Source organism: Frigoribacterium sp. CFBP 8766, assembly GCF_014841435.1.
Classification (GTDB): Bacteria; Actinomycetota; Actinomycetes; order Actinomycetales; family Microbacteriaceae; genus Frigoribacterium.
In genome coordinates, this window is the sequence record NZ_JACYTX010000001.1 from 1,209,533 (window position 1) to 1,234,736 (window position 25,204).

General features: G+C 72.9%; 25 protein-coding genes. 16 read left to right on the forward strand and 9 right to left on the reverse strand.

All coding sequences use genetic code 11. The annotated features are described in order from the left end of the window. Nucleotides 1-6: 6 nt before the first annotated feature. Nucleotides 7-2,289 carry a UvrD-helicase domain-containing protein gene (locus tag IFT90_RS05730; RefSeq protein ID WP_192041465.1) on the forward strand — a complete coding sequence of 761 codons (2,283 nt, stop codon included), beginning with the start codon at nt 7-9 and terminating at the stop codon, nt 2,287-2,289. On the opposite strand, the gene IFT90_RS05735 is transcribed toward IFT90_RS05730, so the two are convergent. Genes IFT90_RS05735 through IFT90_RS05750 form a run of 4 tightly spaced genes read right to left on the reverse strand, consistent with a single transcriptional unit; the run spans nt 2,273 to nt 4,955 of the window. Beyond that, nucleotides 2,273-2,863, reverse strand: a complete 591-nt coding sequence (locus IFT90_RS05735; RefSeq protein ID WP_192041313.1) for a DinB family protein — start codon at nt 2,861-2,863, stop codon at nt 2,273-2,275. The two genes, IFT90_RS05730 and IFT90_RS05735, sit on opposite strands and share 17 nt — an antisense overlap. A gap of 52 nt (nt 2,864-2,915) precedes the next feature. Beyond that, nucleotides 2,916-3,515 (reverse strand): hypothetical protein, encoded by a 600-nt coding sequence (locus tag IFT90_RS05740; protein WP_192041314.1) that lies wholly within the window; start codon nt 3,513-3,515, stop codon nt 2,916-2,918. Between the two features lie 4 nt (nt 3,516-3,519). Continuing rightward, nucleotides 3,520-3,858: a protealysin inhibitor emfourin gene (locus IFT90_RS05745; protein WP_192041315.1), complete on the reverse strand. Its 339-nt coding sequence runs from the start codon at nt 3,856-3,858 to the stop codon at nt 3,520-3,522. A 53-nt stretch (nt 3,859-3,911) separates the two neighbouring features. Then, nucleotides 3,912-4,955 (reverse strand): M4 family metallopeptidase, encoded by a 1,044-nt coding sequence (locus IFT90_RS05750; protein WP_192041316.1) that lies wholly within the window; start codon nt 4,953-4,955, stop codon nt 3,912-3,914. Between the two features lie 163 nt (nt 4,956-5,118). On the opposite strand from IFT90_RS05750, the gene IFT90_RS05755 reads away from it, so the two are divergent. Then, nucleotides 5,119-5,658 (forward strand): adenine phosphoribosyltransferase, encoded by a 540-nt coding sequence (locus tag IFT90_RS05755; RefSeq protein ID WP_146904723.1) that lies wholly within the window; start codon nt 5,119-5,121, stop codon nt 5,656-5,658. Between the two features lie 14 nt (nt 5,659-5,672). On the opposite strand, the gene IFT90_RS05760 is transcribed toward IFT90_RS05755, so the two are convergent. Beyond that, entirely contained in the window at nt 5,673-6,416 is a 744-nt protein-coding gene (locus tag IFT90_RS05760) for a M50 family metallopeptidase (protein WP_192041317.1), read from the reverse strand. 119 nt (nt 6,417-6,535) lie between these two features. On the opposite strand from IFT90_RS05760, the gene IFT90_RS05765 reads away from it, so the two are divergent. After that, nucleotides 6,536-6,991, forward strand: a complete 456-nt coding sequence (locus IFT90_RS05765; RefSeq protein WP_192041318.1) for a VanZ family protein — start codon at nt 6,536-6,538, stop codon at nt 6,989-6,991. Nucleotides 6,992-7,083: 92 nt separating this feature from the next. Continuing rightward, nucleotides 7,084-7,353: a 30S ribosomal protein S15 gene (gene rpsO / locus IFT90_RS05770; protein ID WP_123520309.1), complete on the forward strand. Its 270-nt coding sequence runs from the start codon at nt 7,084-7,086 to the stop codon at nt 7,351-7,353. A 105-nt stretch (nt 7,354-7,458) separates the two neighbouring features. Here rpsO and IFT90_RS05775 read toward each other — a convergent pair whose 3' ends face one another. After that, nucleotides 7,459-8,709, reverse strand: coding sequence for a hypothetical protein (locus tag IFT90_RS05775; protein ID WP_192041319.1), 1,251 nt, complete (start codon nt 8,707-8,709; stop codon nt 7,459-7,461). 342 nt (nt 8,710-9,051) lie between these two features. On the opposite strand from IFT90_RS05775, the gene IFT90_RS05780 reads away from it, so the two are divergent. Together IFT90_RS05780 and IFT90_RS05785 are read left to right on the forward strand one after the other, a co-directional pair. Then, on the forward strand, nt 9,052-11,325 hold the full coding sequence (locus IFT90_RS05780) for a polyribonucleotide nucleotidyltransferase (RefSeq protein WP_192041320.1): 2,274 nt from the start codon (nt 9,052-9,054) through the stop codon (nt 11,323-11,325). 310 nt (nt 11,326-11,635) lie between these two features. Then, nucleotides 11,636-12,679, forward strand: a complete 1,044-nt coding sequence (locus IFT90_RS05785) for an aldo/keto reductase (protein ID WP_314100774.1) — start codon at nt 11,636-11,638, stop codon at nt 12,677-12,679. Between the two features lie 48 nt (nt 12,680-12,727). On the opposite strand, the gene IFT90_RS05790 is transcribed toward IFT90_RS05785, so the two are convergent. Continuing rightward, the gene (locus tag IFT90_RS05790) at nt 12,728-13,342 is read right to left on the reverse strand and encodes a TetR/AcrR family transcriptional regulator (protein ID WP_192041321.1); all 615 of its coding nucleotides are present in this window, start codon (nt 13,340-13,342) and stop codon (nt 12,728-12,730) included. A gap of 242 nt (nt 13,343-13,584) precedes the next feature. Here IFT90_RS05790 and IFT90_RS05795 point away from each other — a divergent pair, with 242 nt between their 5' ends. Further along, nucleotides 13,585-14,943 (forward strand): pitrilysin family protein, encoded by a 1,359-nt coding sequence (locus IFT90_RS05795; protein WP_192041322.1) that lies wholly within the window; start codon nt 13,585-13,587, stop codon nt 14,941-14,943. 14 nt (nt 14,944-14,957) lie between these two features. Next, entirely contained in the window at nt 14,958-15,560 is a 603-nt protein-coding gene (locus IFT90_RS05800) for a histidine phosphatase family protein (RefSeq protein ID WP_123548739.1), read from the forward strand. Here the strand turns inward: IFT90_RS05800 and IFT90_RS05805 are convergent. After that, nucleotides 15,557-16,093 (reverse strand): GNAT family N-acetyltransferase, encoded by a 537-nt coding sequence (locus tag IFT90_RS05805; RefSeq protein WP_192041323.1) that lies wholly within the window; start codon nt 16,091-16,093, stop codon nt 15,557-15,559. The genes IFT90_RS05800 and IFT90_RS05805 overlap by 4 nt on opposite strands. A 55-nt stretch (nt 16,094-16,148) precedes the next feature. On the opposite strand from IFT90_RS05805, the gene dapB reads away from it, so the two are divergent. Beyond that, nucleotides 16,149-16,880 (forward strand): 4-hydroxy-tetrahydrodipicolinate reductase, encoded by a 732-nt coding sequence (gene dapB / locus IFT90_RS05810; protein ID WP_123548690.1) that lies wholly within the window; start codon nt 16,149-16,151, stop codon nt 16,878-16,880. Next, nucleotides 16,880-17,320, forward strand: coding sequence for a tetratricopeptide repeat protein (locus tag IFT90_RS05815; protein WP_192041324.1), 441 nt, complete (start codon nt 16,880-16,882; stop codon nt 17,318-17,320). The genes dapB and IFT90_RS05815 overlap by 1 nt, the downstream gene beginning before the upstream one ends. Here IFT90_RS05815 and IFT90_RS05820 read toward each other — a convergent pair. Next, a complete protein-coding gene (locus IFT90_RS05820) occupies nt 17,317-18,222 on the reverse strand; it encodes a TIGR01777 family oxidoreductase (RefSeq protein WP_192041325.1) in 906 nt (301 codons plus the stop codon). The genes IFT90_RS05815 and IFT90_RS05820 overlap by 4 nt on opposite strands. Before the next feature lie 153 nt (nt 18,223-18,375). On the opposite strand from IFT90_RS05820, the gene thyX reads away from it, so the two are divergent. The 6 genes from thyX (at nt 18,376) to IFT90_RS05850 (ending at nt 25,152) form a co-directional block, all read left to right on the forward strand. Then, nucleotides 18,376-19,158: an FAD-dependent thymidylate synthase gene (gene thyX, locus IFT90_RS05825; protein WP_243833450.1), complete on the forward strand. Its 783-nt coding sequence runs from the start codon at nt 18,376-18,378 to the stop codon at nt 19,156-19,158. Between the two features lie 62 nt (nt 19,159-19,220). Then, nucleotides 19,221-20,198: a 4-hydroxy-tetrahydrodipicolinate synthase gene (dapA, locus tag IFT90_RS05830; protein WP_123548693.1), complete on the forward strand. Its 978-nt coding sequence runs from the start codon at nt 19,221-19,223 to the stop codon at nt 20,196-20,198. Between the two features lie 99 nt (nt 20,199-20,297). Next, entirely contained in the window at nt 20,298-21,974 is a 1,677-nt protein-coding gene (locus tag IFT90_RS05835; protein ID WP_192041326.1) for a ribonuclease J, read from the forward strand. 120 nt (nt 21,975-22,094) lie between these two features. Then, a complete protein-coding gene (locus IFT90_RS05840) occupies nt 22,095-23,117 on the forward strand; it encodes a biotin/lipoyl-binding protein (RefSeq protein ID WP_192041327.1) in 1,023 nt (340 codons plus the stop codon). Continuing rightward, on the forward strand, nt 23,117-23,926 hold the full coding sequence (locus IFT90_RS05845; protein ID WP_192041328.1) for an ABC transporter ATP-binding protein: 810 nt from the start codon (nt 23,117-23,119) through the stop codon (nt 23,924-23,926). The genes IFT90_RS05840 and IFT90_RS05845 overlap by 1 nt, the downstream gene beginning before the upstream one ends. Further along, the gene (locus IFT90_RS05850) at nt 23,923-25,152 is read left to right on the forward strand and encodes an ABC transporter permease (RefSeq protein WP_192041329.1); all 1,230 of its coding nucleotides are present in this window, start codon (nt 23,923-23,925) and stop codon (nt 25,150-25,152) included. The genes IFT90_RS05845 and IFT90_RS05850 overlap by 4 nt, the downstream gene beginning before the upstream one ends. The last annotated feature ends 52 nt before the right edge of the window (nt 25,153-25,204 follow it).

A 25,204-nucleotide genomic window follows, 5' to 3' on the forward strand; every position in this document is an offset into this window, starting at 1 on the left:
GCAAACCTGGTGTCATCTGAGCTCGAGCGCGAACGCGCCTACGTGGCCACGCTGTACGCGCGTCTGGACGAGTTGAAGGCCGACGCCCGCGTGCGGCTGGAGAGCACCCGGCGAGAAGCCGTGGGCGGCAACCACCAGAGCCGCAGCGAGCGGGACGCGTTCGCGAAGCTCTACGAGGACACGATCACCCAGCTCGGCGCCGTCGACGAGCGGCTGGCCTTCGGCCGCCTCGAGCTCGAGCGGCCGGACGAGACCGGCAGCGCCCTCCGCTACATCGGCCGGGTCGGCCTGCGCGACCGGCAGCACCACCCGATCCTGCTCGACTGGCGGGTGCCCGGCGCGAGCGCCTTCTACCAGGCGACCGCGGCGACGCCCATGGGCGTCCGAGCCCGCCGCCACCTCACGCTCGCCGGGCGCGCCGTCACCCGCCTCGAGGACGAGGTCTTCGACCCCGACCTGCTCGACCGCGACGACGTGCAGCTGCAGGGCGAGGGCGCGCTGATGGCGGCCCTCACCGCCCAGCGGACCGGCCGGATGACCGACATCGTCGCCACGATCCAGGCCGAGCAGGACAGGATCATCCGCTCCGAGCTCGACGGCGTCCTCGTCGTCCAGGGCGGGCCCGGCACGGGCAAGACCGCCGTCGCCCTGCACCGCGCGGCCTACCTGCTCTACTCGCACCGCGACCGCCTGCGCGGCTCGGGCGTGCTCATCGTCGGTCCGTCGCGGTCGTTCCTGCGGTACATCGAGCAGGTGCTCCCGTCGCTCGGCGAGAGCGGCGTCGTGCTGTCGAGCCTCGGCGGGCTCTACCCCGACCTCGAGACCCAGGTCGACGACGCGCCCGACGTCGCGGCGCTCAAGGGCTCGGCCGAGATGGCCGAGCTGATCAAGCGAGCCGTGCGCTCGCGTCAGGTCCGGCCGACGCAGGCGACGACGATCGACATCAACGGCGAGCGGCTCGTCGTGCAGCCCGAGCTGATCGGCGACGCCATGCGGCGTGCGCAAGAGAGGGGCAAGCAGCACAACCTCGGCCGGGTCACCTTCAACAAGGCGGCGCTCTCGGCGCTGACCCGCCTGCTCGTGTCGCAGATGCGCGAGCACGGCACGACGGTCGACGAGTCGGACGAGGCGGTGCTCCGCGAGGACATCCGCCAGTCGCACGACGTGCGGGTGCTGCTCAACACCGCGTGGATGCCGCTGACGGCCGAGAAGCTCGTCGAGGACCTGTTCGCGCGCCCGAACTGGCTCGCGACCATCACCCAGCGTTGGACGCCGGCGCAGCGGGCCCTGCTCCAGCGTCCCCGCGGCTCGCAGTTCACGATCTCCGACGTGCCGCTGCTCGACGAGGCGGCCGAGCTGCTCGGCGAGTTCCAGGCCGGGGTCGACCCCGACAAGCTGGCGCGCAAGCAGCAGCGCAAGCGCGACATCGAGAATGCCGAGCGCGCCATCGAGAACATGGGCGTCGAGGGCATGGTGTCGGCCGAGCAGATCGCCGGCGGCTTCGCCGAGCGCGCCGCGTCGATGACCACGTCCGAGCGCGCTGCGGGCGACCGCACCTGGGCCTTCGGGCACGTCGTGGTCGACGAGGCGCAGGAACTGTCGCCCATGCAGTGGCGGCTGCTGTCCCGCCGCTGCCCGCTGCGCTCGTTCACCGTCGTCGGCGACATCGCCCAGGCGTCCAGCCCGGCCGCCGCCTCCTCGTGGGACAGGGCGCTCCAGGCCCTGCTCGGCCGTCGTCGCGGCTCGAGCGTCGCCGGCACATCGGCGCCCTGGCGCCTCGAAGAACTCACGGTCAACTACCGCACGCCGAGCCAGATCGTCGAGCACGCCGAACGCCTGGCCGTCGAGAACGGGCTGACCATCACGGCGAGCCGGTCGGTGCGGTCGAGCGAGTGGCCGGTCCGCGAGATCGCGGTGCCTGCCCTCGCCGCCGCGGGCGACAGCCGAGGAGGCGCGGCGCACGACGCCCTCGTCGCCGCGGCCGTCGAGGCGGTCGCCGCCGACCGCGGCATCGACTCCGAGGGGACGCTCGCAGTCATCGCGCCGCAGCACCTCGTGGCGGACCTCGTCTCGGGACTCGACCCGCTGTTCCTCGGGCAGGTGGCGCCGGGCACGGCGTCGCTGACCCGGCCGATCTCGGTGCTCAGCCCCGCCACCTCGAAGGGCCTCGAGTTCGACAGCGTCGTGCTCGTCGACCCCGAGGGCATCCGCACGGGCGCCGCCCGCGGCGCGGCGAGCCTCTACGTCGCGATGACCCGGCCGACGCAGCGCCTCACGGTCGTCGGCTAGCGCCGGCGGCCCGGGCAGCCGCCTCGACCCGGTCGTGGTGGGCGCGCCAGCCCTCGTCGTCCCGGTCCGGGACGTTCGGGTCGGCCGGTCCGTTGCCGAGCTTGCCGTCGACGAGCTCGCGGACGAGGTCGGCGTGGCCGGCGTGACGCGCCGTCTCGACGCACAGGTGCACGAGGATCGAGTGCAGCGTGACGTCCCGTCTGTCAGCAGGCCACCACGGCACCACGCCGGGGGAGTCCAGGTCGAGCGCCGCGACGGTCGCGTCGGCGTGGTCGGCCGAGTGCCGAGCGAACGCGACGATCGCCTCCCGCGTCTCGTCCTCGGTCGCCCAGAGGTCCGCCTCCGGCTCGCTCGTGTCCGTCAGCCACGGCATCTCCTGCGGCGACGGCCGGTCGAAGACCTCGCCGAGGTAGCCGAGCTGCACGCTCGCGACGTGCTTGACGAGGCCGAGCAGGTTCGTGCCGCTCTCCACGAGCGGACGCCGGGCGTCGTACTCGTCGAGCCCGTCGAGCTTCGCCAGCAGGTCGGCGCGCTGCTTCGTGAGGTAGCGCTGCAGGGTCTCTTTCTCGTCCATGCCCCCAGGGTGCCGCCTCCCTGCCCCTCGCCGCCAGCTCTGCCGCGGACGCTCAGCGGTAGTCGGGCGGCCAGGCGAACGCAGGAGGCGCGGTCACGGCCTCGCCCCGGGGCGCGAGCACGAGCGCGACGTCCTCGAAGTCGCTCAGCCGGATGCCGGCCGGGTCGCCCGTCCAGCGGCTCCCGTCCACGAACGTCGTCAGCTCGAGGCCGTCGTCGGGTCCGAGCGAGCCGATGCTCACGGCGTCGAGGTGCACGTCCCACTCGGTGAAGAGCTGGCCCAGCACGAACGACTCCCGTCGGGGCGACTCGACGTGCACGATGCCGGACGTGTCGTGGGTGTGCAGGGGAGCGGCGAGCTTCGTCTCGGCGTCGTGCCCGATGTCGCCAGGGATCGTCACGGCCTCGCCGTCGACCATGATCGAGAGGTGCGTGTGCACGTGCATCGCGAGGTCCTCGCCCCAGACGTTCTGCATGCCCGCGAGCTCGGCACGGTCGAGCCGGTCGCCCACGGCGGGCACGGGCCAGGGCGGGGCGCTCTCGGCGCCGACGACCCGGGACGGCTGCGCCGATCCGACCAGCCCGATCCCGACCGCGCCGCCCACGACGACGAGCGCGGCCACGGACGCGAAGACGGTGTCTCGAGAGGGCACGCGGTCAGCCTTCGTTGCCCGGCGCGGTGGAGTCGTGCGGGGCCCCGCGCTCGCCCGCGCGCTCGGCGTCGCTCACTTCGCGCACCCGGTCGACGAGCTCCCGCCAGGGTCCGGTCACCTGTTGCTCCGGCAGCTTGGCCTTCTTCGCCGGCGACGTCTCCGCCGAGATGAACCACACGAAGCGGTCCGGCTGCACGGGCTGGGTCGGGGCGGGCGCCTCCTGCCAGGGCACGAGGTCGAGCAGCACGAGCCAGGACTCGGTGTCGGGCTCGGCGTCCACGTCGACCTGCCAGGTGCGGGTGAGCCCGGCGAAGCCGCCGGACCTCTGGACGGTCACCATCATGGCCGCGATGCTACTCCGCGGCAGCGAGCTGCCGGGGGAGGGAGGCCCGGTGCTCAGGCCGCCGGGTCGACGCCCACGCCCTGCCAGCCTGCGGCCGTGGCCCGCGCCTCCTCCGAGTCGGCACCGTACCGGGCTGTCGCCGCCGAGACGGTGGCAGCGGCGAACTCGGCGAAGGAGGCGGTCGGCGACACCTGCCCGCCGACGAGCGTGTCGTACCAGACCTGCCCCGCGCGCTCCCACGCGCGGCCGCCCAGCGCGTCGGCGACGAGGAAGAACGCGCGGTTGGGGATGCCCGAGTTGAGGTGCACGCCCCCGTTGTCGTCGGTCGTCTCGACGTAGTCGTCCATGTGGGCCGGCTGGGGGTCCTTGCCGAGGACGTCGTCGTCGTACGCCGTGCCCGGCGCCGACATCGAGCGGAGCGCGCGGCCCTCGACGGCCTCGGTGAAGAGCCCCTCGCCGATCAGCCACGTCGCCTGCCCGGCCGTCTGGTCGAACAGGTGCTGCTCGACGAGCGCGCCGAAGACGTCGCTGACCGACTCGTTCAGGGCGCCCGACTGCCCCTGGTACTCGAGGTTCGCCGTGTACTGGGTGACGCCGTGGGCCAGCTCGTGGCCGATCACGCTGACCGAGGCGGTGAACCGGCCGAAGACCTCGCCGTCGCCGTCGCCGAAGACCATCCGCTCGCCGTTCCAGAACGCGTTGTCGTAGTCCTGGCCGTAGTGCACGGTCGCGTCGAGGGGCAGGCCGGCGCCGTCGATGCTCGAGCGCCCGTAGACCTCGCGGAACAGCGCGTGCGTCGCGCCGAGGGCGTCGTACGCCTCGGTCACCGCGACGTCGTCGCCCTCGGGCTCGCCCTCGCCCCGGACCCGCACCCCGGGCAGCTGCTCGGTGCCCTGGGCGTCCGAGATGGTGCGCTCGACCTCGGGGCCCCGGGCGACGGCGCCCTGCCGCACGGGCGGCGCCTCGCTGCGGGCGGCGCGCACCTCGTCGATCTGCCGCAGCCCGTGCCGGGCGGCCTCGGGAGCTCGTGCGAAGCGCTCGGTGTCGGCCGCGGCGAGGTGGGCGAGCAGGTACGGGGGCACGATGTAGCGGGTCATGGACAGACTCTGTCACCGGCCCCCGACATCGGGGCCGTCCGTTCACACGATCGTCACGAGCGGTCGGTCGGTCGTGTGACCCCGCGAGCGGGCGGTCCGCCCGCGAGGGGGCGCGGGCCCCGGAGGTGCGGGGCGACCTCCGCGAGCCGGTAGCGTCGACCGGATGACCGCCTCCGACGCCTCCGCCCTCGTCGACCGCATGATCGCCGTCGTCCCCGACTTCCCCGTCCCCGGGATCCTGTTCCGCGACGTGACGCCGCTCTTCTCCGACGCGGACGCCTTCGCGACCGTGACCGCCGCCCTCTCCGAGCCGTTCGACGGGGCCTTCACCGCTGTGGCGGGCATCGAGGCCCGTGGCTTCGCGCTCGCCGGCGGCATCGCGATCGAGCAGGGCGTCGGCGTCCTCACCGTGCGCAAGGCCGGCAAGCTGCCCGGCGAGGTCCTGAGCGAGAGCTACGCGCTCGAGTACGGCGAGGCGACGCTCGAGCTGCGGCCGAGCCAGCTGCCCGCGGGCACCCGGGTGCTCGTCGTCGACGACGTCCTCGCCACCGGCGGAACGGCCGACGCGACCGTCACCCTGCTCGAGCGCGCGGGCTACGAGGTCGTCGGGATCGCCGTGCTGCTCGAGCTCGAGGGCCTGCCCGGCCGCGAGCGCCTCGCGTCGCGCATCCCCGTGCACGCCCTCGGCAGCGCCCCCGCCTAGGGCGCGAGCCGGACCTAGGGCGCGAGCCACCCCGGGAACAGCAGCAGCGACGCCCCGACGAGGCACGCCGCCGCGACCCCCACGAACACGCCGACCCAGAGGACGCCGGGCACGTGCGTCAGCCCGGCGAGCTGGTCGGCGTCCGACTCCGTGCGGGCGCCGTGGCGCGCCGCTCGCCGGCGACTCGACTGCAGCTCGACGGAGGCGCGGAGGGCGCCCAGGCCCAGCACGCTCACCAGCACCAGCCCGAACACCTGCTGCCACTCGACCGGCGCGAGCCACGTGACGCCCGCGACGACGGCCGCGCCGACGAGCACGACCCACAGGCCGAACCAGTTGCGGATCTGCACGAGCATGAGCGCGAGCAGCAGCAGCAGCGCCCAGAGCAGCCCGGCGGCGAAGCCCGCGCCGAGCAGCCAGGAGGCACCGAGCGAGGCCAGCGCCGGGGCGGTGTAGCCCGCCAGCAGGGTCAGCACCATGCCCGGTCCCGACCGCGGACCGCGCGAGACGGTCAGCCCGGACGTGTCCGAGTGCAGGCGGATCCCGGTCAGCCGCCGACCGGTCAGCACGGCGGCCAGGCCGTGGCCGCCCTCGTGCACGACGGTCACCGCGTGCCGCACCGTGTGCCAGGTGCCCGGCAGCAGCACGAGCGCGGCCCCGGCGGCGACGGCCAGCAGCATCCACGACAGGGGGAGCGGGTCGGCGCGCTGCGCGACCCGGGCCCAGAGCGCGGCCAGGGAGGCGGTGGTCTCGTCCATCCCGCCAGCCTAGGAGGCGCCTCCCGGTCCTCCCTCCCCAGGGTCGATCGCCTCCGTCGGGAGGATGGTCCTCGCCTCCGGGCAGCGTCTTCCGAGCCGGCGTGCCGCACCATGGACGGATGCGCCGCGCCGTCCTCCTCCTCTTCAGCCTCGTCTACCTCGCCGGGGTGGCCTGGATGACGCTGCGCCCGTCGGTCTACGGCGACGGCACGTCCGAGCTGCTCTGGCGCGCCCTCGACTTCTTCGGTCGCCACGACGAGACGAGCTGGATCACGTTCGCCCGGGTCGAGGCGGCGGCGAACGTCGCCATGTTCGTGCCCATGGGCATGTTCCCCGCGCTGCTCCTCCCGAAGCGCGCCTGGTGGGTCGGCGTCGTGGTCGGCTTCGCCGCGACCTGCGCCATCGAGTTCTACCAGGCCACCGCCCTCTCGTCGACGCGGTTCTCCGACCCGCAGGACATCCTGATGAACACGATCGGCGCGGCGATCGGTGCCGCGTTCGTCGGTCTCGTCCTGCCGAGCCGCCGCCGCTCGCGGGCCCGCCGCAGCTCACCTCGTCCGGCACCCGTCTGGTAAGCTCGCCAGGTTGCCGTCTGAACGGCCGCGGAACAAGAGAGCTCGCACATCCTGTGACGGGCGCCGCGCAACGAACTGGAAGGGGATCCTGAATGGCACTCGCACCTGACGTCAAGACCCGGATCATCGAAGAATACGCGACCCACCCCGGCGACACCGGATCCCCCGAGGTCCAGATCGCCGTGATGACGCAGCGCATCCTCGACCTGACCGAGCACCTCAAGGAGCACAAGCACGACCACCACTCGCGTCGTGGCCTGCTCCTCCTCGTCGGCCAGCGCCGTCGTCTCCTGGGCTACCTGTCCCGGGTCGACATCGAGCGCTACCGCACGCTGATCGGTCGCCTCGGCCTGCGTCGCTAGTCGACCTCCGAGTCTCGACTCCGGCCCCCGTCCTGCTCAGCAGGGCGGGGGCCGTTCTCGTCCGAGCTGCAGCCCGGATCCGCGACGGCGGGCGGGCGGGCCGGCTCAGTACCAGTTGTTCCGCACGAAGAAGCCCCAGGCGCCGCACGGCGTGCCGTACCGCCCGGCGATGTAGCTCAGGCCCCAGTCGACCTGGGGCCGGTAGTTCGTCCGCCAGTCCAGCCCTGCCGAGGCCATGAGGCTGCCCGGGTTCGCCTGCGGGATGCCGTAGGTGCCGCTCGTGGGGTTCTGCGCGTTCGTCCGCCAGCCGGACTCCTTGTTCCAGAGCTGCACGAGGCAGGTGTACTCGGACCCTGTGCCGATCTTGGACGCCGCGTACGCCTTCGCGCCCGCCGGGTCGTTGACGACGCCGGCCGGGGGAGCAGGAGCAGGAGCAGGAGCAGGAGCAGGGGCTGGTGCGGGTGCGGGCGCGGGCGCGGGTGCGGGCGCAGGTGCCGGGGCAGGTGCGGGCGCCGGTGCGACGGCAGGCGGTGCCGCCGTCCCGGCTCCGCTGCCGCTCGACGCGGCCCCCCGGTCAGCCGCCGCCGCGCCCGCCTGCTCGGTGCTGGCGAGGACCGCCGCGTCCCGCCGGGCCGCGCGCTCGGCGTCGGCGGTGCTCTGCCGCAGCGCGGCGAGCTGCGAGTAGAGCTCGTCGGTGCGGCTCGTCGCCGACGCGACCGCGCCGTCGGCCGCGGCCTGTGCGGAGGAGGCGGCCGACGCCTCCTGCGCCGCCTCCGTCGCGAGGCGCTCGCGTTCCGCGCGTGCGGCCTCCGACTGGTCGCGGAGCGAGGCGAGCTCGTTGCTGCTCGTCGTGGCGTCCGCCAGCACGACCTGCCAGCGGTCCCCGAGCTGGGTGAGGGTGCCGAGCTGGCGCAGCACCTCGTCCGGGTGGTCCGAGCCGAGCAGCACGCTGGTCGTCGACGCGCCGCTGCCGGCGCGGGCCAGGTGCGCGGCGAGCTGCCCCGCCTGCCGGTGGGCCGCCTCCTCGGTCGACTCGGCCTCGGCGGACCGCGTGTCGAGCTGGTCCGAGAGCGCCGCAGCCGCGGCGAGGGCGTCGGAGGCCCGGGTGCTCGCGCCCTCGGCGACCACGGCGCGCTCGCTCGCGTCGGCGGCGCCGGCCTCCAGCTCGTCGAGCGAGCTGACGACCGTGTCGATCTGCTGCTGCACCGACGCGGCGTCCCCGGTCGGCGCCTCCCCGGCGACGGCGGGCAGGCCGGGGGCGAACACGAGCACGGCCGAGCAGGCGACCGCGGTCGCGATCGCGGCCGCGGAGGCCGCGCGCGTCCCGGTGGGGCGCGGGCGGCGAGGTGCGTGCATCCGTCGACCCTAGCCGGGGCTCCGGCCCGGGGCGTCGCCCCGAGAGGGGGCCGCCTCCCTGGTCCCCGAGGGGCCGGGTGCTACCATCGCCCTCGGAGCAGGCCGGTCTGGCTGCTGGTCGCCGGTGGTGACAGGCGGAACGCCCCGACACGTGCACGCAGGAGAGTCCCGAGCACGGGGTCGCGGGGCGGGTCCGACCGTTTCTTCCGCTGACCAGACGTGCCGCCGCCTCCGTCGCGTTGCTGCACGTGCGTGTCCTCACGCCGTCCTCGCCGCCCGCTCCCGCTGCACATCGATGCCCACACGGGGCCTCGATGCAAAACAAAGAGGAGTAGCCCCCACATGGAGGGTCCAGAGATCAAGTTCGGCGAAGCCGTCCTCGACAACGGCAAGTTCGGCAAGCGCACCATCCGATTCGAGACCGGTCGTCTCGCCCAGCAGGCTCAGGGAGCCGTCGCTGCGTACCTCGACGAGGACACGATGCTCCTCTCGGCCACCAGCGCGAGCAAGAAGCCGAAGGACAACTTCGACTTCTTCCCGCTCACCATCGACGTGGAAGAGCGCTCGTACGCCGCGGGCAAGATCCCCGGCTCGTTCTTCCGTCGTGAGGGTCGCCCCTCCACCGAGGCCATCCTCGTCTGCCGTCTCATCGACCGGCCCCTGCGCCCCTCGTTCGTCGAGGGCCTCCGCAACGAGGTGCAGGTCGTCATCACCGTCCTGAGCATCGCGCCCGACGAGTTCTACGACGCCCTGGCCATCAACGCCGCCAGCGCCTCGACCCAGATCTCCGGCCTGCCCTTCTCCGGCCCGATCGCCGGCGTGCGCCTCGCGCTCATCGGCGACCAGTGGGTCGCGTTCCCCAAGGCCTCGCAGCTCGAGGAGGCCGTGTTCGACCTCACCGTCGCCGGCCGTGTCGTCACCGACGCCGCGGGCAACGAGGACGTCGCCATCATGATGGTCGAGGCCGAGGCCACCGAGCACGCCTGGGGCCTCATCCAGGGCGGCGCCACCAAGCCCGACGAGGCCGTCGTGGCCCAGGGCCTCGAGGCGGCCAAGCCGTTCCTCAAGCAGCTCGTCGACGCGCAGTCGGCCATGGCCGCGCAGGCCTTCAAGGAGATCGCCGACTACCCGGTCTTCCTGCCCTACACGGACGAGGTCCTCGCGGCCGTCACCGAGGCTGCCGGCACCGAGCTCGCCGAGGTCTACAAGATCGCCGGCAAGACCGAGCGCCAGGACGCCGACGACGTGCTCAAGGGCAAGGTCAAGGACGCGATCTCGGCGAAGGTCGACGCGGGCGAGCTGCCCGCCGAGGCCACCGGCCAGGTCTCCGCCGCCTACAAGTCGGCGACGAAGAAGGTCGTCCGCGACCGCATCCTCACCGAGCAGGTCCGCATGGACGGCCGCGGCCTCGCCGACATCCGTCCGCTCGACGCCGAGGTCCAGGTCATCCCGCGCGTGCACGGCTCTGCCATCTTCCAGCGCGGCGAGACCCAGATCATGGGCGTCACCACGCTGAACATGCTCAAGATGGAGCAGCAGATCGACTCGCTGAGCCCGGTCACCAAGAAGCGCTACCTGCACCACTACAACTTCCCGCCCTACTCGACCGGCGAGACCGGCCGCGTCGGTTCGCCGAAGCGTCGCGAGATCGGGCACGGCTTCCTCGCCGAGCGCGCCCTCGTGCCGGTGCTGCCGTCGCGTGAGGAGTTCCCCTACGCCATCCGTCAGGTGTCCGAGGCCCTCGGCTCCAACGGCTCGACGTCGATGGGCTCCGTCTGCGCTTCGACCCTGTCGCTGCTCAACGCCGGTGTGCCCCTGCGCGCGCCGGTCGCGGGCATCGCCATGGGCCTCGTGTCCGACGAGGTCGACGGCCAGACGCGCTACGCCGCGCTGACCGACATCCTCGGTGCCGAGGACGCCCTCGGCGACATGGACTTCAAGGTCGCCGGCACGTCCGAGTTCGTCACGGCCATCCAGCTCGACACGAAGCTCGACGGTCTGCCGACCGCCGTCCTCGACGCCGCCCTGAAGCAGGCCAAGGAGGCGCGCACCGCCATCCTGAGCGTGCTCAACTCGGCCATCGACGCGCCCGACGAGATGGCCCCGACCGCGCCCCGCGTGATCTCGGTCCAGATCCCGCAGGACAAGATCGGCGAGCTGATCGGCCCGAAGGGCAAGACGATCAACTCGATCCAGGACACCACGGGTGCCGACATCTCGATCGAGGAGGACGGCACGGTCTACATCGGCGCCGTCGACGGTCCCTCGGCCGAGGCCGCTCGCGCCCAGGTGAACGCGATCGCGAACCCGACGAACCCCGAGATCGGCGAGCAGTTCCTCGGAACTGTCGTCAAGATCGCGTCGTTCGGCGCCTTCGTCTCGCTCCTCCCCGGCAAGGACGGCCTGCTGCACATCAGCGAGGTCCGCAAGCTGGCCGGCGGCAAGCGCGTCGAGGCCGTCGAGGACGTCCTCGGGGTCGGACAGAAGATCCTGGTCGAGATCACCAAGATCGACGACCGCGGCAAGCTGTCGCTCGCTCCCGTCGTCGCCGACGAGGCGGACACCGACTCGAGCGGCGCCGCCGAGCAGTCGAACGACGAGTCCGTCGAGGTCTAGTCCCCGAACGGCAGTCAGCCGGAGCGCCCGTCCCGACCACGTCGGGGCGGGCGCTCCGTCGTCGGTGCCGGCCCTCCCGGGGCAGCCCCCGAACTCGGGGTGCCGGATCTCGTAACGATCGGGTGCGGCGACAGGCGGAGGGCGACCTCAGCACGTACGCTTGTGGCAGGAGCGAGCACGGTGCTCCCGGGCCATCTCAGGCGGCACATCGAGGTGGTCGTCCGGCGTACCCGCCTGGCTGCCCCTCGCGGCAGCGTCGCGCGGGGCCGGCACCTCGACCGCACGACGCCACGACCACGAAGGGCACGGAGTGACGAACACGTCGGCGGGCATCCCCGGTCCCACCACGCCTTCCGCACCTCCTGTCGACCTGCCGGCACGCCTCCCCGAGACCGTCGGCGACGCGACCGTGCCCGTCGACCTCGGCATCATCCAGCCCCGACGTCGACTCGGGGTCTCCGACCTCCGGGTCTTCCCCGTCGCGCTCGGCGGCAACGTCTTCGGCTGGACCGCCGACCAGACCGACACCATGTCGGTCCTCGACGCCTACTACGACCACGGCGGCAACTTCGTCGACACGGCGGACAGCTACGCGGGCGGCCGCAGCGAGGTCATGATCGGCTCGTGGATGCGCTCGCGCCGATCGCGCGACGACATGGTCGTCTCGACCAAGGTCGGCAAGGGCGCGGACGCTCCCGGGCTCTCGCCGCGCTCGATCGAGCGCGCCGTCGAGGCGTCCCTCGAGCGCCTGGGCACCGACCACATCGACCTGTTGTACCTGCACGTCGACGACACCGAGGTCGCCTTCGAGCGCACCCTGCTCGCCGTCGACCACCTCATCCGCGCGGGCAAGGTCCGCTGGTTCGGCGGGTCGCACCACTCGGGCAACCGGCTCTACGAGGCGCGCATCGCCGCCGGCATGCTCGGCGTGGCCCCGATGGTCGCCCTGCAGAACCAGTACAGCCTCATGCACCGCACCGAGTACGAGAAGGGCCTGGCGCGCGTCGCCGCCCAGCTGCGCCTCGGGGTCATGCCCCGGTTCGCCCTGGCCGGCGGGTTCCTCACCGGGAAGTACCGCTCGCGTTCCGACTTCGCCGGCACGAAGCGCGGCCGCGGTGTCTCCGGCTACCTGACGAAGAAGGGGCTGCGCGTGCTGCACGAGCTCGACAGCGTCGCGTCGGCGCATGAGGTCTCCACGGCAGCCGTGGCCCTGGCCTGGCTCCTGGCCAAGCCGCACGTCGTGGCGCCCGTGGCGAGCGCCACGAACGCCAAGCAGGTCGTCGAGCTCGCGCAGGCGGCCACGGTCAAGCTCACGCGCACCCAGGTGCTCGAGCTGGATCGCGTCTCCGCCTAGCGGAACGCTCAGCTCGATCCGCGCGACGGGGCCGGAGGCACCGGCGGACTAGGCCGGCAGGAGGCGCTCGGCGGTCCGGCGGAGCGCTGCGGACGCCGCGATGGCGTCGCCGCAGTACGCGCCCACGAGCGCGCCGTCGAGCGCCAGCAGGAAGTCGTCGGCCGCGTCGCCGGGCATCGGGTGGTCGGCGTCCTTGAAGAGCTCGACGAGAGCGTCGGTGAGCCATTCCTGGTGCTCGGCCACGGCGGTGCGGACGGGGTGGGTCGGGTCGCTGAACTCGGCGGCTGCGTTGGCGAAGGCCGAGCCGCGGAAGCGGGGCGACTGCAGCGACGCGACGACCTCGTCGACGACCGCGAGGACGGTCGCGGCGCCGCCGGGGGACGCGGCGACGACGGCCTCGAGCCCGGCGACGGCACGCTCGTGCCTCACGCGCAGGTACTCGAGCACGAGGGTGTCCTTCGCGCCGAAGTGCTTGTAGAACGTGGCCTTCGTCACGGACGCCTCGGCGATGAGGCGGTCGACGCCGACGACACGGACGCCCTCGTCGTAGAAGAGACGGTCGGCCGTCGTCAGGACGCGGTCCCGGGCGCCGGGCGTCGTCTGGTCGGCACGGGGCCGCCCCGGGAGACGCTGGACGGCCGGAGGGGGGGAATCGACCGTCACAGCGTGGCTCCTCGAGGCATATCGGCTTGGAGCAGCGCGGGGGACGTCTGCTCCGGACCGCCGGATGACCTCCGACCAGCCGCCGACGACGAGGCAGGGGGGTGTCCCGTCGACGGTTCCCTGACTCTATCACCGCGGAGGACAGACTGAACCGTCTGTTTGTCCGCACGACCGTCCCCCAGTTCGGGTGCCAGCTCCGACGGTCGGGCCGTGCTGAGGTGCGGTCCCGTAGGCTCGACGCGATGAACGGCCCGGTCTCCCTCCCACTCGACTCGGTCGAGCTCTCCTTCCGCGCGACGGGCGACGCACTCGTGCGGCGCACCCTCCTCCCGACGGGCGTCCGCGTCCTCACCGAGCAGATGCCCGGGGCCCGCAGCGCGACCGTCGGCTTCTGGGTCGCCGTGGGCTCCCGCGACGAGCAGCCCGGCGAGCGCGGCTCCACGCACTTCCTCGAGCACCTCCTCTTCAAGGGGACGGCGACGCGCTCCGCACTCGACATCGCGGTCGCCTTCGAGTCGGTCGGCGGCGAGCACAACGCCGCGACCGCGAAGGAGTACACCTGCTACTACGCCCGGGTGCGCGACGTCGACCTCGACGACGCCGTCGACGTCCTCGCCGACATGCTCACGTCCTCCGCCCTCGAGCCCGGCGAGTTCGAGACCGAGCGGGGCGTGATCCTCGAGGAGCTCGCGATGGCGGACGACGACCCTGCGGACGTGGCCGGCGAGCGCCTGTTCGAGTCCGTCTTCGGCGAGCACCCGCTGGGGCGCCCGATCGGGGGATCGCCCGGGAGCATCAAGGAGGCGCGGCGCGACGACGTCCACGCCCACTACCTGGCGAACTACCGGCCCCGCGACCTCGTGGTCACGATCGCCGGGGCCGTCGACCACGACCACGTGGTCGAGCGGCTCGAGCGGGCTCTCGCGAGGTCGCCGTGGTCGACCGAGGCAGCCGCTCCCGTGCCCCGACGCTCGACCGAGCTCGTCGTGCCGACGCCCAGCGAGCCGACCCTCGTCGTGCGCCGCCCCCTCGAGCAGGCCACGGTCCTGCTGGGCATGCCGGGCATCTCCGCCTCCGACGACCGTCGCCCGGCCCTCGCCGTACTCAACTCGGTCCTGGGAGGCGGCATGTCGTCCCGCCTGTTCCAGGAGATCCGCGAACGGCGCGGCCTCGCCTACTCGGTCTACTCGTTCGCGCCGAGCTACTCCGACGCCGGGCTGTTCGGCCTCTACGCCGGCTGCACGCCGAGCAACGTCGAGATGGTGGGGCAGCTCATGCTCGACGAGCTCGACCGCGTCGCCGACTCGGGCGTCACCGAGCTCGAGCGGGAGCGGGCGCTCGGCCAGCTCGGCGGCGCCGCCGCCCTCGCGCTCGAGGACAGCGACACCCGCATGAACCGCCTCGGCCGGGCCGAGCTGTCGACCGGCGAGTTCGTCGACCTCGACGCCTCCCTCGTCCGGCTCGGGCGCGTCGGCCTCGACGACGTGCGCGACCTCGCCCGTGAGCTCCGGTCCGGCCCCCTCTCGACCGTGGTCGTGGGCGACGTCGACGGATCCTCCTTCACGCCCCCGACGACGACGTCGGCGGCGGTCACCCCATGAGTCAGGAGACGACGGTGTCCCACTACCTGTACCTGGTCCGGCACGGCGAGCAACAGGACGCCGAGCACGGGCTCCCCGACGGCCCGCTGTCGGAGCGCGGCAAGCGACAGGCGCGCCTCCTCGCCGAGCGGCTCGGAGGAGTCCCGTTCTCCGCCGCCTGGCACTCCCCGCTGGAGCGGGCGGCCGAGACGGCGCGCATCATGACCGAGCGGCTCCCGGCCCTCGAGTCGCAGCCGTCGACCCTCCTCTTCGACTGCGTGCCGTCGGGCCCGACGGCCGACATGCCGTCCGCCTACAAGCCGTTCTTCGGCGGCGTCACCGAGGACGAGATCGAGGCAGGCCAGGCGCAGATGGCCGACGCAGTGTCCGAGTGGCTGACGCCCTCCCGCGAGGATCGCCACGACCTGCTCATCACGCACAACTTCGTCATCGGGTGGTTCGTGCGCGAGGTCTTCGGGGCTCCCGACTGGCGCTGGATGGGCGTGAACCAGGCCAACGCCGGCCTGACCATCATCCGTGTCCGCTCGGCGAAGCCGCCGGAGCTCGTGACGCACAACGACCTGGGCCATCTCCCCGTCGAGCTGCGCACCGGCCTGCCGGTCGAGCAGCCGATCTAGCTGACGGGCTCGCGGGGCGCCACCGGCTTGGCGAACCAGGTCGTCGCGTTCGGGTTGTCGTTGTACGGCTCGACCTCGCGGTAGCCGGTCGCGCGGTAGAGGGCCCCGGCAGCGAGGAGGCTCTCGTTAGTGTCGAGGACGACCAGGTCCGCGCCCAGGCCGGCGGCCACCTCCTCGAGCTCGGCCATCAGCAGGCGACCGAGCCCTCGCCCGCGGGCCTCCGGGCGCACGTAGACGTGCTTGACCTCGTACCGGACCAGCCCCTCCTCGGTCGGGTCGATGCGGCGGACTCCGCCGCACGCCAGGGCGTGCACCGTGCCGGGCTCGGCGGCGGATCCGGCGCCGGCGTCCTCGGCCTCGTCCTCGACGACGAGGAACGACCCGGCCGGGGGAGTGAAGGTCGCGTCCGACGGCGACGCGGTGCGGTAGCTGCCCTTCCCCGACGGGAAGGTCTCCCGGCGCTCGGCGAAGTACGCCTCGAGCAGGTCGGCGGCGGCAGGGGACGACACGGGGACGGCACGGAACCGGGGCATGCGCACCATGCTAGGTCGGGCGGGCCCCCGGGCGCCGCCGGGTAGGTTGGAGCCCATGACCTCCCAGATCGCCGTCGTCGGAGCCACGGGCACGCTCGGCTCGTTCGTCGTCGACCTCGTCCGGCGCACCCCGGGCCTCGAGCTGCACGCCGGCCTCTCCTCCCGTGACGACCTCGACGACGTGCGCGGTGCCGACCTCGTGGTCGACGTGACGCACCCGGCCGTCAGCCCCGGCATCGTCGAGCACGTCGTCCGGGCCGGCCTCCCCGTCCTGGTCGGCACCTCCGGCTGGAACGCCGAGCGGGTGGCGAAGCTCCGCACCGTCGTCGCCGACGTCGGCGGCCCCGGCGTCCTGGTCGTCCCGAACTTCTCGCTCGGCTCCGTCCTCGCGACGCGGTTCGCCACGATGGCGGCGCGCTTCTACGAGAGCGTCGAGATCGTGGAGGCGCACCACCAAGGCAAGGTCGACTCGCCCTCCGGCACGGCCGTCCGCACCGCGGAGCTGATCGCCGAGGCGCGCCGCGAGCTCGGCCCGGTCTCCGCCCCCTTCTCCGACCAGCGCGCCCGCGGCCAGCAGGTCGCCAGCGTCCCCGTGCACAGCATGCGCCTCCGGGGCGTCGTCGCGAAGCAGGAGGTCGTCTTCGGCGGCGAGGGCGAGACGCTCACGCTGACGCACGACACGATCTCGCAGCGCGCCTACGAGCAGGGGCTGCTCGTCGCCATGGCCGAGGCGCCCCGGGTCGAGGGCGTCGTCGTGGGGCTCGACAGCGTGCTGCCGCTCGACTGATGAAGGGCCGCACCGCGGCGCTCGTCATGGCGCTGTTCCTCCTCCTGTACGTCGTCCTCGTCGCGCAGCGCGCGTACCTCTTCGTTATGACCGGCGAGCCCGTGGCCGTCGTGCTCGGCGTCGCGCTGCTGGTGCTGCCCGTGCTCGGCATCTTCGCGCTGGTCGCCGAGCTGCGCTTCGGGGTGCACACGCAGCAGATGGTGCGCGAGCTCGAGGAGGCAGGCGAGCTGCCGGTGGACGAGGTCCCGCGCCGTGCCTCGGGCCGGTACGAACGCTCCGCCGCCGACGCGGCGTTCCCCCGATGGGCACAGGCCGTCGAGGACGCCCCGGACGACTGGCGCGCCTGGTTCCGGCTCGGCCTGGCCTACGACGCGTGCGGCGACCGCAGGCGGGCCCGACAGGCAGTCCGCAAGGCGTCGCGGATGCGGTCCGCGGCCTAGCGGCTGCCGACCAGCGCGTCGACCGCCTGGTCGACCGTGCGGTGACGGAAGGCGAAGCCGTCCGCGAGCAGCGCCTCCGGCACGACCTGCTGGCTGGGCAGCAGCATCTCGCGACCCGCCTCCTGCATCGCCGTGCTGATGACGACCTCGGGCACCGTCAGCGCGTAGGGGCGTCCCAGGTCCTTGGCGAGCCGTCGCGTCAGGGCGTCGCTGGTCGCGGGCGTGGGGCCGGCGAGGTTGACGGGGCCGCTGAGGCTCGAGGTCAGCAGGTGCACGATCGCCGCGGCCTCGTCGTGCAGGCTGATCCACGGCCAGAACTGGTCGCCGGTGCCGAGGCGCGAGCCGAGGCCGAGCTTCGTGAGGGGCAGCAGCGGGGCCATGGCGCCGCCGGGGCCCACGACGACGCCGGTGCGCAGGTGGACGACACGGGTGGCGTCGGGCGTCGGGGCGGTCGCCGCCTCCCAGTCGGCGACCACGTCGCTGAGGAAGCCGCTGCCGCGGGGGCTCTGCTCGGTCAGGCGCTCGCCCGGGCGGTCGCCGTAGATGCCCACGGCCGAGCCGCTGAGGAACACGGCGGGCGGCCGCTCGGCGCCGGCCATGCCGTGCGCCAACGTGGCGGTGGCCGTCACGCGGGAGTCGCGGATCTCGCGCTTGTAGCCGCTGGTCCAGGGCAGCCGACCGAGGGAGGCGCCGCTCAGGTTGACGACGGCGTCCGCCCGGTCGAGCAGGGTGCGGTCGACGATGCCGGCCGCGGGCACCCACGTCGCCTCGCCCGCATCGCGGGCCTCGCGCCGGACGAGCGCGACGACCGTGTGGCCCGCGGCCACCAGCTGGCGTCGGAGCTCGGTGCCGACCAGGCCGGAGGCGCCGGAGACGAGGACGGTGAGGGAGTCGGCGGTCATGGGCCCGGTCTTTCTCGAGGAGGTGCGGCGCAGGAGATGTACGCCTCCCCGGGAGCGTAGCCGCGCCTCCTCCCGGTCGACCGGGCGCCGGCCCCCGGGGCCGAGCCGGCCGCCGATCGGGGCTCGTCGGTGGTCGGAGGTAGAGTCGTGGCCGTGACTGATGCCGACGCCGTGACCCCCGCCTCCTCGTCTCCCGAGACCGCCGCCGACCCCGTCGAGTTCCGCAGCGACGTCACGGTCGAGCTGGTCCGCTCGAGCGCGCACGACTCCGACGTCCTCTTCGCGGCGCGTGTCTCGACGATGGGCGAGCAGACGCTCGAGGGCGCCCAGGCCTCGGCCGACGGGGCCCAGGCGACCAAGGGCGCCGGCCTGATCAACTACCTCATGCGCGACCGGCACGGCTCGCCCTTCGAGCACAACTCGATGACCTTCTACGTGCAGGCGCCGATCTTCGTGTTCCGCGAGTTCATGCGGCACCGCATGGCGAGCTACAACGAAGAGAGCGGTCGCTACCGCGAGCTCAACCCCGTCTTCTACGTCCCCGCCGCGACCCGCAACCTGCAGCAGGTGGGCAAGCCCGGCGCCTACGACTTCCTGCCCGGCACGCCCGAGCAGAGCGAGCTCGTCCGGTCCGAGACCGAGCGCACCTCCCGCGAGGCCTACGCGGCCTACAAGCGCATGCTCGACGAGGGCATCGCCCGCGAGGTCGCCCGCATCGTCCTACCGCTGAACATCTACTCGTCGATGTACGTCACCGTGAACGCACGGTCGCTGATGAACTTCCTCAGCCTCCGCACGAAGCGCGAGGGCACGCACTTCCCGTCGTTCCCGCAGCGCGAGATCGAGATGTGCGCCGAGAAGATGGAGGACATCTGGGCCGAGCTCATGCCGCTCACCTACGCCGCCTTCGGCACGAACGGCCGCGTCGCTCCCTGACCGGGTCGACCCTGACCCTCCGAGGGGCGATCCGCGCGGGGCGAGACAGTACGCTGGTCGACGTGTCGAACATCAGCAACCCCTTCGGGCAGGTCCTCGTCGCTCTCGTCACCCCCTTCACCGCCGACGGCGAGGTCGACTGGCCGGCGGTCGAGAAGCACATCGACGACTGCGTCTCGGCGGGTGCCGACGGCATCGTCGTGACGGGCACGACCGGCGAGACCAGCACCCTGACCGACCCCGAGAAGCTCAAGCTCGTCGAGGTCGGCAAGTCGGTCGCCGCGGGGCGCGCGAAGATCATCACGGGCGGCGGCTCGAACGAGACCGCCCACGCCATCCAGCTGTACAAGGCCAGCGAGAAGGCCGGGGCCGACGGCGTCATGATCGTCACGCCGTACTACAACAAGCCCACGCAGGCCGGCGTCCTCACGCACTTCCGCATGATCGCCGACGCGACCGACCTGCCGGTCATCCTCTACGACATCCCCGGCCGTACGGGCATCCCGATCAAGTACGAGACGCTGCTCCGTGCCGCGAAGCACCCGAACATCGTCGCCGTCAAGGACGCGAAGGGCGACTTCGCCGAGGTCAGCCGCGTCATCAACCAGACCGACCTGCTGTACTTCTCGGGCGACGACGCGAACGTGCTCCCGCACCTGGCGATCGGCGCCTCGGGCCTCATCGGCGTGACGGCGAACATCGTGTCCGCGCCGTACCGCACCATGATCGACGCCGTGAACGCGGGCGACCTGCACACGGCCACGGCAGCCCACCAGATGCTCGAGCCGCTGGTGCGCGCCGTCATGACGCACGTGCCCGGCACGGTCGCGGCGAAGTACATCCTGCACGGCCTCGGCCGCATCTCGAGCCCCCGTGTCCGCCTGCCGCTCGTCGGCCCGGAGGACAGCGAGGCGGCGCTCATCGAGGACGAGCTCTCGCACGTGGGCGACATCCCCGGGCTCGACCTCAGCCGCTTCCGCCCCGACCGCAACGCCGCGGCGGGCGGTGCCCTGCCCAAGGTGCACGGCACCACGCGCTGACCACGCGGCACGCCGCCGCCCTGTCGACGGCGCGGCGCGCGGGCCGACAGAGACCTCGATCCCCGGGGCACGAGCCCCGACCTCGACCCGAAGGACACGATGCCCACGACCATCAAGACCCCGCGCAAGCTCGAGGACGGCACGCTCCGGGTCATCCCGGTCGGCGGCCTCGGCGAGATCGGGCGCAACATGACCGTCTACGAGATCGACGGCAAGCTGCTCGTCGTCGACTGCGGGGTCCTGTTCCCCGAGGAACACCAGCCGGGCGTCGACCTGATCCTCCCCGACTTCTCGCCCCTCCGCGACCGCCTGGACGACGTCCTCGCCGTCGTGCTGACCCACGGTCACGAGGACCACATCGGTGCGGTGCCCTATCTCCTCCGCCTCCGCGCGGACATCCCGTTGATCGGCTCGCAGCTCACGCTCGCCCTCATCGAGGCGAAGCTCAAGGAGCACCGCATCAAGCCCTACACGCTGACGGTGAAGGAGGGCGGGCGCGAGACCCTCGGCCCGTTCGACCTCGAGTTCGTCGCGGTGAACCACTCGATCCCGGACGCCCTCGCCGTGGCGATCCGCACCTCCGCGGGCCTCGTGCTGCACACGGGCGACTTCAAGATGGACCAGCTGCCGCTCGACGACCGCATCACCGACCTTCGGGCCTTCGCCCGCCTCGGCGAGGAGGGGGTCGACCTGTTCCTCCCCGACTCGACGAACGCCGACGTGCCGGGCTTCACCGCCCTCGAGCGCGACATCGGACCGGTCCTCGACGACGTCATCCGCCGGGCGCCGCGCCGGGTCGTCGTGGCGAGCTTCTCGAGCCACGTGCACCGCGTGCAGCAGGTGCTCGACGCCGCCCACGCCAACGGGCGCCGGGTCGCGTTCATGGGCCGGTCGATGATCCGCAACATGGGCATCGCCGCCGACCTGGGCTACCTCGTCGTGCCCGAGGGCGTCCTCATCGACGCCAAGAAGGCCAAGGACCTCCCCGACGACCGCATCGTCTACATGAGCACGGGCTCGCAGGGCGAGCCGATGGCCGTCCTCGCCCGGATGGCCAACCTCGAGCACCAGATCGAGATCGGGCAGGACGACACGGTCATCCTCGCCTCGAGCCTCATCCCCGGCAACGAGAACGCCGTCTACCGGGTCATCGACGGGCTCACCAAGCTCGGCGCGAAGGTGGTGCACAAGGGCAACGCGAAGGTGCACGTGTCGGGGCACGCCTCGGCCGGCGAGCTCCTCTACTGCTACAACGTGCTCCGTCCCAAGAACGTCATGCCGGTCCACGGCGAGCACCGGCACCTCTACGCGAACGCCGCCCTCGCCGAGCGCACCGGCGTGCCGCGCGAGAACACGATCCTCGGCGAGGACGGCGTCGTCGTCGACCTCCGCGACGGGGTCGCCGAGGTGGTCGGCCAGCTCGACCTCGGCTACGTGTACGTCGACGGCTCGACCGTCGGCGAGATCACCGACGCCGACCTCAAGGACAGGCGGATCCTCAGCGAGGAAGGCTTCATCTCCGTCTTCCTCGCGATCGACGCCACGACGGGGCGTGTCGTCGTCGGCCCCGAGATCCAGTCGCGCGGCTTCGCCGAGGACGAGCGGGTCTTCGACGACGTCATGCCCAAGATCCTCGCCGCGCTGGCCGAGGCGGCCGAGAACGGCACCCGGGACACCCACCAGTTCAGCCAGGTCGTGCGCCGCACGGTGGGCCGCTGGGTGAACACGCAGCACCGTCGTCGTCCCATGATCGTGCCGGTGGTCATCGGCGCCTGACGCGGCTCGGCACGAGGCCTCGGCCCGCTCGGGAAGTCATCCCGGCGGCTGAGGCCTCCGTCGTCCCCCGCCTCCTATGGTGAGCACGTTCCGTCCGTTGCTCCGAAGGGGGAGTCGCCCGTGCGCGTCGCCAAGACCTGGATCTTCCCGATCCTCCGCATCCTGATCTTCGTCGCGATCGCCGTGGCCCTCGTCAAGCTCGCGTTCTTCGCGGCGCCCGACGCGGCGACCGGCTCCGTGGCGGTCCCGACCGGCGAGGCCGTCGAGCCCCAGGTCGCCGTGGCCGTCGGCACCGTCACGAACGACGTGACGGTCGACGCCACCGTCGAGGCCGATGCCGCCTCGACCGTGCCCGCCACCCTGGCCGGCTCGGTCGTGACCGTGGTCGTCGAGAAGGGCCAGGCCGTCGCCGCGGGCGACAAGATCGCGACGCTGCGCTCCGAGACCCCGCAGGAGGCGCTGGTCTCGGCCGACGGCACGGTCACCGAGCGCGCCCCGATCGTCAAGACCGCGGTGGTGACGTCGCCCGTCGCGGGCACCGTGACCGAGCTCTTCGTCATCAAGGACCAGGAGGTGGCCGTGGGCGACGCGGTCGCCAAGGTGGCGCCTCCGACGTTCCACGTCACGGGGGCGCTGGCCGCCGACCAGCTCTACCGCCTGGTCAGCCGGCCGGCCGAGGGCACCGCGTCCATCCAGGGCGGCCCCGCGCCGTTCGCCTGCACCGGTCTCTCGGTCGGCGGTGCGGGCGCCGGCTCGGGCACGGGCACGACGACGGCCGGCGACGCCGGCGACTCGTCCGGCACGGGCGTCTCGGGGCAGTCGGTGACGTGTGCCGTCCCCGGCGACGTCACGGTCTTCGCGGGCCTCGCCACGAAGCTGACGATCCCCGCCGGCGTCGCGACCGACGTCCTCACGGTGCCGCTCACCGCGGTCGAGGGCGCCGCGGGCAAGGGCGTCGTGACCGTGGTCGGCGCCGACGGCACCGAGGAGGAGCGGGAGATCACGCTCGGCATCAACGACGGCACGACCGTCGAGGTGACCGGGGGCCTCGTCGAGGGCGACATGGTCCTCGAGTTCGTGCCCGGCGCCGTCGCTCCGCAGGAGGGCTGCGTCGACCCGACGACCGGAGAGGTCTACTGCTGATGTCGCTGATCCGGCTCGAGGCAGTCACGAAGACGGTGCCCCTCGCCGACGACGCGACGCTCGACATCCTGCGCGGCGTCGACCTCGTGGTCGAGGCGGGCGAGCACGTGAGCATCGTCGGCCGCTCCGGCTCGGGCAAGTCGACGCTGCTCAACATCCTGGGGCTCATCGACGCGCCGACGACGGGCACGCACTGGTTCGACGACGTCGACGTCAGCGGCATGCGCTCGGGAGCCCGCGACCGCCTCCGCGGCGAGCAGGTGGGCTTCATCTTCCAGCAGTTCAACCTGCTGCAGGGCCGCACGGCGCTCGAGAACGTCATGACGCCGCTGCTCTACGCCCGCGGTCGGCGCTTCTGGCGCCGGCGGGCCGTCGCGGCCGAGATGCTGGAGAAGGTCGGGCTCGGGCACCGCGTCGACTCGATGCCGCACCGCCTCTCGGGCGGCGAGCAGCAGCGGGTGGCGATCGCGCGCTCGCTGGTGCGCGACCCGCGCGTCATCCTGGCCGACGAGCCGACGGGCGCGCTCGACATCGAGACGGGGGCGACGGTCATGCGCCTCCTCGACGACATCTCGTCCGACACCGGCGCCGCCCTGGTCACCATCACGCACGACCTGGCCGTGGCGGGCCTCGCCGCCCGGCACTACTCGCTCGACGCGGGCGTGCTCTCGGCCGCGCGACTGGGCAGCGGGCTGGCCGGGGCGTCGGCCCTCGTGCCGGCGGGCGCCACAGCCTCCGGGGCTCCGGTCTCCTCCGCCTCGGGGAGTCCTTCCTCCTCCGCCCCGGCACCTGTCGAGGTCGTGTCGTGAGCGGGCTGCTGTCGGGGGTCGTCGGGGCGTTCGTCGAGGCCTGGTCCGAGCTGAGGGTGAACAAGCTGCGGGTGCTGCTCAGCCTGATCGGGGTCGCGGTGGCCGTCGCCGCGCTGACCGCCGTCGTCGGGCTCGGCAGCCTCGCCGAGCAGTCCACCCGCGAGTCGTCCGAGAAGTCCGGCGGGCGACCCGCCACCTACACGGTGTCGGCCTACAGCCAGGGGGCGACCCCGCTCGACCCCGCCCTCCTCGACGACGAGTTCCGCTCGACGATGTCGCGCTACCAGATCTCGTGGGCGTCCGAGAACCTCTTCACGACGAGGTCCGTCCAGCTGCCCGGCGGCCTCACCGACGTCTCGGCACAGGTCGTCGACCCCGAGTACGGCGAGATGCACCGGGTGTCCATGGCCGAGGGATCCTGGTTCGTCGACGGCGACGACCAGCGCATGGCCCCGGCGGTCGTCGTGAACGAGGCGCTCTGGGACACGCTCGGCCGCCCTCCGGTGGCCTCGCACCCCACCCTCCTGCTGAGCGGGACGGACTCGGTGACGGGCGTCGTCGTGGGCGTCACGGCGGCGCAGTACGCCGAGGAGGCGCCCGGGCTGTTCCTCCTGCCCTCGGACGAGCACGACCTGGTGCCGCTCTCCCAGGGCGGGTACGCCGAGACGCCGCAGTACGAGATGTGGCTGCCGACGTCCTCCGGCGATCAGCTGAGCACGATGGTGCAGGGCAACCTCGCGGCGGCCCTCGGCGACGACGTGCAGGTCGACGTGAACCGTTCCGACTACGCGGCGTACGCGGGCGACTCCGACCCGTTCCTGCCCATCAAGCTGATCATCACGGGCGTCGGCGTGCTCGTGCTGCTGCTCGGCGGGCTCGGACTCGTCAACATCGCGCTGGTCACCGTGCGGCAGCGCATCCGCGAGATCGGGGTCCGGCGGTCGTTCGGCGCCACGGCGCCCCGGGTGTTCTTCTCGGTGATGCTCGAGAGCGTCGCCGGCACGGTGGTCGCGGGGGCCGTCGGCGTCATGGTCGCCGTGCTCGTCGTGCAGAACCCGACCGTGCAGGGCTTCATCGCTCAGGGATCGGTCGACGACCTGCCGCCCTTCCCGATCACCGCCGCCCTGATCGGCCTGGGGTCCGCGACGCTGATCGGCGCCGTGGCGGGGGTGCTGCCCGCCCTCGTCGCCGTCCGGGTCAAGGTCATCGACGCCATCCGCTACTGAGCCGGGCGGGCCGCCCGGGGCCCGGCGCGCCGACCGCCTCCGGTCGGCGTCG